We start from the raw sequence: 4,303 nt of genomic DNA, 5'->3' as shown, positions 1-4,303 counted from the left end.
GTTCCTCCCCGTAGGCCCAGAGCGCCCAAAAAGCCAGCGTCACCGCCACCAGCAGCGGCAGCTCCAACATGTACACATGGGCCAGAGCCGCGATCCCTGGGTAAAGGAGGAGCAGCGCTGCCGCCAACCAGCCCACTTCCTGAGAGTGGTAAATCCGCTGGCCCAGCCGCTGGGTTGCCAGGGTCAGGATCCCCAGCAACACCCAATTGAGCAACTGCCCATCGGCACGGCTAAAGGGGTGCAAAGCGGCCAACGGGATCCCCAGCCAATAGGCCAGAGGCGGGTAGCGCTGGTTTAAGTGCAAAAACTGCTGCCACCACACCCCTTCCCAGCGAAACCGCCGCAGGTGATCCCCAAATGCCTGGGCCTGCAACAGGTGCTGCGCCTCATCCCAGGCTGGCGGCAGGGGATCCGTCCAGTTCCAAACCAGCAACAGCAGTAGGGCCGCCATCCCCAGGCCCGCCCAGGCGGGGAGAAAGGGGATCCCCCCTCTTGCTGCCGCTAGCCGACTGGAGGTCGTCTTCATGGCCTTAGCCCTGTTTCCTAGCGCTACACTCAACTTGGGCTGCCCTTAGAGATCCTCGAGGCCGCGATATTACCCCCCCCATGACCGTTCCACCCTCTGGCTCCACAGGTGTCTGGATCCTCCCCGACCAACTGCACCCCCAGCAAGCTGCCCTTGCCTCCCTCTCAACCCTACCTCCCCACCGCGTCCCCATCCTTTTTATCGAGTCCCACGCTTGGGCCAGCTCCCGCAACCATCACCAGCAGAAGTTGGTGCTGGTGTGGTCGGCCATGCGCCACTTTGCCCAAGAATTGCAACAGCGCGGCCACCCCGTTACCTATGTGGAAGCCGAGGACTCTGCTGAACCCCTGCAGGCCTGGGCCAGGCAATATCAATTACAACAAATCCGCCTCATGCAGCCTGCCGACATTCCTGTTCGAGCGGAGGTGGAAAAGCTGAGATCCGCCCTCCCCTGCCCGCTCCTGGTCGTGGAAAATAACCACTTCCTCTGGACAGCCTCCCAGTTTATCGACTGGGCCTCAGGCCGCAAGCGCCTGCTTCTGGAAGACTTTTACCGCCAAGGGCGCAGACGCTTCCACCTCCTCATGGACGGCTCCCAACCCCTGGGCGGGCGCTGGAACTACGACCGGGAAAACCGGCAGCCTCCTCAGCCTGGCCGGCGCTACCCACCCCCTCTGACGTTTCCTCCCGACGCCATCACGCAAGCGGTGATGGAGAAAGTGCGGCGACGTTACGGCCACCACTTTGGATCCCTAGAGGGCTTTGGCTGGGCAGTCACCCGCGCCCAAGCCCTGCAGGTGCTCGAAGACTTTATCCAGCACCGCCTGCCCCACTTCGGCCCCTGGCAAGATGCCATGCAAGCTGGGGAGGACTTCCTCTACCACTCCCTCCTTTCCCCCTACCTCAATCTAGGGCTTCTCACCCCCCAAGAAGTCCTCGCCGCCGCCGCACAGGCCTACCATCGCGGCAGGATCCCTCTTCCTTCCGCTGAAGGCTTCATCCGTCAGATCCTGGGCTGGCGGGAATACCTGCGCGGCTTCTACGAATACCAGATGCCCCAGGGCTATGCCCAGAAGAACTTCTTTGGCCACTACCGCCCCCTGCCGGACTTTTTTTGGACGGGCGAAACCGACATGGCCTGCCTACGGCACACCCTAGGGCAAATTCGCCGCCACGGCTACGCCCACCACATCCAGCGGCTGATGGTGCTCAGCAATTTTGCGCTCATCAGCGGCATCCAACCCCAGGCAGTGGAAGCGTGGTTTCACGACGTGTTCATCGACAGCTACGACTGGGTGATGCAGCCCAACGTCATCGGCATGGGCCTTTTTGCCGACGGGGGCATGCTTTCCACCAAACCCTACGCCGCCTCTGCCCAGTACATCCGCAGAATGAGTGACTACTGCCGCCATTGCCGCTACAATCCCAGCGAAAAGGTTGGCGAACGCGCCTGTCCCTTTAATACCTTCTACTGGGATTTCCTCTTGCGCCACCGCTCCCTCTTGACCCCCCTAGGGAGGATGAAATGGGTATTGGCCCACTTGGATCGCTTGCAGCCGGAGCTAAAAGCCCAAATCCAAGCGCAAGCTGCTGCTTGGTGGGATCCCTGGCCTAGGAGCAACTCCCTGGGCCAGCCGTCTGGCTAAAATTGGAGCACCTTCCCTTCCTGTGCTACTTGGTTCAAGGAGCCCACGTCATGAAATGTCCCCGCTGCGGCAAGCAAGAAATTCGCGTTTTAGAGTCCCGTTCGGCAGAAGGTGGCCAAAGCGTGCGGCGGCGGCGGGAATGCATGTCCTGTGGCTACCGCTTCACCACCTACGAGCGCATTGAATTCATGCCCATCATGGTCATTAAACGGGATGGATCCCGGGAGAGTTTTAACCGCAACAAGATCCTCCAAGGGGTGATGCACGCCTGCCAAAAAACCCAAGTTAGCGTCAAGCAGATGGAGGAGTTGGTCAACGAAATCGAAGAAAAACTGCAACTGGAAGACGTTCAAGAGGTAACTACCCTACGCATCGGCGAGATGGTACTGGAGCGCCTACAGCGCCTGAGCGAAGTTGCCTATGTGCGCTTTGCCTCCGTGTACCGCCAGTTCCAGGGTATAAAAGACTTTGTTACTGAACTGGAACAGTTGGAACGGTTGGAGGCCCCCCTCCGACGAGATCTGGAGCGGCCGTTGCGGAACTCTCCCCCTTCAGAGTCGGAATCCACAGCTTCTCCAGACTGGGTGGGGGGTATTCCCAAACTCCTCGATCAAAACGACGCCTCGAGCAATCTCTCGGGGATCCCAAAATAGCGCTTGCCGCCGAGAAAAACTGCCAGAAAAGGGCTCCCATCCAAACAGCTTAGCGGTATGCTTGGGTTAGCAATTGCCGCCTACACTAAGCATAGCGCTAGATATCCCCGGCTGGTCGGTGTTCAGCGCTACCGCTAGGTGAGCCTTGCGGCTTTGTCTGTTCAGGATCCCTTGCTGCCCACCTTCCTCAGTTTTTCATCCTTTCTTACGCGTCGATTCAATTTATGCAGTACGACTTTCGGGGTTCTAGCCCCTCTGGAGCTCGCAACGGCAACCCCAGTGGCTTGCCCGGCAACAACAGCTTTCGCACCCCTGCCTCACTAGAGACGGGGCCGGGGACAGTGCCCATCCAGGTGTATCAACAAGTGGCCGAAGAGCTGGAATCTGCCCGTCAGCAGGTGAGCCGCCTCTCTTCCGAAAATCAGCGCCTGCACGCTCTGCATCAACAGTTGTCTGGAGAAGTTACTGCCATCGCGCAAGAATTTCAGGGGCAATTGGGTCAGGCCTTGAAGCGCCTACAGCAAATCAGCATACGGCTTGCTGACACAAGCCAAGCCGCTGCTCCTGAAAGAGAGGCCGCTGCAGCCCCTTTTCGAGGGGATGGCCTGTCCTCAGAACCTGACCAAGCTTCTCCCCCCTATGATTTTTTGAATCGCCTCAAGCGACGCCAAGCTCGCAGCGAGGTTTCACCCTTCTCTAGCAACGTCTATCCAACTTCCTCTTACTCTGACTTTGCCGCTTCCTCTTTCGAGCCCCGATCTCAGCCCTCCACTCTACCCCCCCGTCCCCGTCAAGACACTCCTACTGAGCCTTCTTACCCCCGTGCCGGCTATCAGATTCCCTCCTTGGAAGAGTTGATGCAAAATATGGGTGGCGAGGTTCATTCCACCAGCGTCTACCAACGGGTGCGCGATCAACATCACGGATCCCAAGGCTCCGCTGTGCTGTGGATGGCCGCTGCAGTTCTTTTGGTAGTCGCCTCTTTCGGATTGGGCTTCGTAGCCGTACAGCCCTTTTTGCGCAACAACCCACCACCCTCTCCTGTGGAAGCACCCCAATAGTTCCGGAAGCGGAATTTCGTCTACCTACAGGACTTCCACAAGTTTCAGGTTCATTCTTCAAGCCGCAGCCCTAGGGCACTGGTTTTGCGCAAAAGCGATCCCAGCGGCTGATCAGAATAGGATTCTCTACTTTTGAGGAGAGTAAAAGGACTCTGTCCTGCTTACGCGAACAGAAAAGTAAGCGAAACCTTGAGGTTTTGCCACAAGGTTCTATCTAGAGGCGTCTTGATAGCGCCTTTATGAGTTCGTTCTTGAACTGCGTAAGAATCCCCCGCCTTTATGGGGTAGGAGTGTCAAACCCTACACCTGTAGAAACTGTAGAGCTACCCCTTGTGACAACAACCCCCCAAAAGTTGGGGGGTTGGGGTGGAGAGAAGAGCCTGGCACCGAGCTAGGTTACCGGAGGGTCACCCCTCA

The 4,303-nt window shown here is 58.3% G+C and carries 3 protein-coding genes and 1 pseudogene; 3 read left to right on the top strand and 1 reads right to left on the bottom strand.

What is annotated here, in order from left to right; translation table 11 throughout:
• Window positions 1–526, bottom strand: a pseudogene (locus NW841_RS12060) (hypothetical protein); the annotation flags it as partial.
• An 80-nt stretch (window positions 527–606) separates the two neighbouring features.
• On the opposite strand from NW841_RS12060, the gene NW841_RS12055 reads away from it, so the two are divergent.
• The 3 genes from NW841_RS12055 to NW841_RS12045 all read left to right on the top strand — a co-directional run bounded on the left by NW841_RS12055 (window position 607) and on the right by NW841_RS12045 (window position 3,886).
• Window positions 607–2,172, top strand: a complete 1,566-nt coding sequence (locus NW841_RS12055; protein WP_414386580.1) for a cryptochrome/photolyase family protein — start codon at window positions 607–609, stop codon at window positions 2,170–2,172.
• Between the two features lie 50 nt (window positions 2,173–2,222).
• The gene (gene nrdR, locus NW841_RS12050; protein ID WP_414364657.1) at window positions 2,223–2,825 is read left to right on the top strand and encodes a transcriptional regulator NrdR; all 603 of its coding nucleotides are present in this window, start codon (window positions 2,223–2,225) and stop codon (window positions 2,823–2,825) included.
• Window positions 2,826–3,049: 224 nt separating this feature from the next.
• Window positions 3,050–3,886 carry a hypothetical protein gene (locus tag NW841_RS12045; protein WP_414364653.1) on the top strand — a complete coding sequence of 279 codons (837 nt, stop codon included), beginning with the start codon at window positions 3,050–3,052 and terminating at the stop codon, window positions 3,884–3,886.
• Window positions 3,887–4,303 lie beyond the last annotated feature (417 nt).

The organism is Synechococcus sp. H60.3 (assembly GCF_047462295.1).
Classification (GTDB): domain Bacteria; phylum Cyanobacteriota; class Cyanobacteriia; order Thermostichales; family Thermostichaceae; genus Thermostichus.
Note: the sequence above shows the minus strand (reverse complement) of the source record. Positions and strands in the feature narration are given on the sequence as shown.

What these genes read in the sequence shown, in the direction of transcription:
- nrdR (WP_414364657.1), top strand. Translation starts at nt 2,223, where the DNA reads ATGAAATGTCCCCGCTGCGGCAAGCAAGAAATTCGCGTTTTAGAGTCC.
- NW841_RS12045 (WP_414364653.1), top strand. Translation starts at nt 3,050, where the DNA reads ATGCAGTACGACTTTCGGGGTTCTAGCCCCTCTGGAGCTCGCAACGGC.
- NW841_RS12055 (WP_414386580.1), top strand. Translation starts at nt 607, where the DNA reads ATGACCGTTCCACCCTCTGGCTCCACAGGTGTCTGGATCCTCCCCGAC.